At 41.4% G+C, this 2,118-nt stretch carries 2 protein-coding genes; one reads left to right on the forward strand and one right to left on the reverse strand.

Going from position 1 to position 2,118, the window contains the following annotated elements:
• Nucleotides 1–881 (forward strand): hydroxymethylglutaryl-CoA reductase, degradative (locus tag MRT15_RS09610; RefSeq protein ID WP_304329874.1); only part of this gene is annotated, 881 nt, incomplete at its 5' end.
• Nucleotides 882–907: 26 nt separating this feature from the next.
• Here the strand turns inward: MRT15_RS09610 and MRT15_RS09615 are convergent.
• Nucleotides 908–2,118, reverse strand: a 1,211-nt coding sequence (locus MRT15_RS09615; RefSeq protein WP_304329875.1) for a 5-oxoprolinase/urea amidolyase family protein, incomplete at its 5' end; no start/stop codon positions are given.

Raw genomic sequence — 2,118 nt, forward strand, 5'->3', positions numbered from 1 at the left:
AAATACTATCCCATAAAGATGAAATTCTAAGAATAGCTAATGAGAAGGATCCAGTTTTGGTGAGTCTTGGTGGTGGTGCAAAGGATTTGGAGGTTAGAATTATACAGTCCCCAGTTGGCCCCATGGTTATCGTGCATTTGTTGGTGGATGTTAGGGATGCTATGGGAGCTAATGCCGTTAACACAATGGCTGAAGCTGTAGCTCCATATATTGAAAAGATTACTGGTGGCAAAGTGTATTTGAGGATAATTTCCAATTTGGCTGATAGGCGTCTAGTTAGAGCTTACTGCAAAGTTCCAAAGGATGTTATTGGTGAGGAGCTGGTTGAAGGGATAGTTTATGCATATCAGTTTGCAGCTTCAGATCCATATAGAGCTGCAACGCACAATAAGGGTATTATGAATGGTATAGTGGCTGTGGCCCTGGCAACTGGTAATGATACTAGAGCTTTGGAAGCTGGGGCGCATGCATATGCTTGTAGGAGTGGCATATATAAGCCATTATCAGTTTGGGAGATGGATGAGAATGGAGATCTGGTTGGATGGTTGGAAATGCCCATGGCTGTTGGGATAGTGGGTGGAGCTACTAGGAGCAATCCATTGGCAAAGATATCCCTAAAAATTTTGGGTGTTAAATCTGCATCTGAACTTGCTGAAGTTATGGGTGCTGTTGGTCTTGCACAAAACTTTGCAGCTTTAAGGGCTCTTGCATCTGAAGGTATTCAGCGTGGTCACATGAAGCTTCACGCTAGGAATATAGCCATAATGGCTGGAGCTGTGGGTGATGAAATAGATAAGGTGGCTTCTGAAATGGTTAGGCTTCAAACGATAAGAATTGATAAGGCTAAGGAGATACTGATGAATTTGAGAAGTAAGAAGTGAGTTTATACTAAATGGAGGAGAGGGCGTTACATCTTAACCCAACAATCATATATTTTTCCCTGGAACTTCACAATCCAATGCTTATATTTCCCTCCAAATTCCCGCACCTTCTCTTGAATCTCCCTCCTCAAATCATCATACATCTTAACTTTTTCATTTAATACCTTCAATGCTTCACTTAAGCTAACTTGTTTGAACTTCACTTTCCTCCCAGGTTCAACTTGTGAGAATGCATATAGGTCTGGTGAAATTATTTTCCCAATTATGGCATATCCACCAGTGGTTTGTGCATCGGCCATTAAAACTATTGGATTTCCATCCCCTGGAACTTGTATTGCTCCTGGTATTGTTCCACAGCTTAAAAGTCTCCCTATACCCCTAAGTTTAGCCCCTTCCTCCCTCTCCAACCTATATCCCATCCTATTCAAATTGCTCGTTACCCTGAATTTCATGCTTAAAAATTCATTCATCATCTCTTCTGTGAAGTGTTTTGTGTGCGGTCCAATTATCACCCTAAATTCATCTTTAACCTCCCTATTCCAATCAATATTCATGGATGGGCATACATCTATCAACTCGTTGAATCTATTCTTTGCAGTTGTTATTATGGAGTTTTCACTTAAAATCCTACCAATTCCAGCCGTGGTGTAATGTGATCTGCTTCCAAGTATTATTGGCTCATTTATCCCTCCAGCAATCGCCATGTATGCCACCATTCCACCCCTTAATCCATTAATTGTGATTTTGCACCCCCTCCTAACTGGTATTGCCTTGCAATTCTCTAGGGGTTCCCCATCTATTTCCCCATCCACTTTAGCTCCACAAATCGATATTATAATGTCTTGTAAAGCTGTGGCTTCAAAGCTACTCTGAAATATCTCTATACATGCATCATTGATTTCATTTCCAATTATCATGTTTGCAATTATGAATGATTCTTTATCTAATGCTCCTGACACCGGCACCCCATACTTCCTATATCCCTCCCTCCCTAAATCCTGTATGGATATTCCAGGTCCAGCTGCTTCAATTCTAAGTATGGGTTCACCCTCTATCTTCATCTTCCCCACATCAGCCCATTCCGCTTCCAGCATCTTCTCATATGCTTCTCTACTTATCGGTTTGAATTTAACGTAATCCCCAATCTTGAATAGTGTTGGGGGATCCTTATTGGGATTAAATAGTCTCAGGGGGGTTCTACCTATAATTCTCCATCCCCCAGGGCTTTCAAATGGGT

Source organism: Candidatus Culexarchaeum yellowstonense (assembly GCF_024707025.1).
Classification (GTDB): domain Archaea; phylum Thermoproteota; class Methanomethylicia; order Culexarchaeales; family Culexarchaeaceae; genus Culexarchaeum.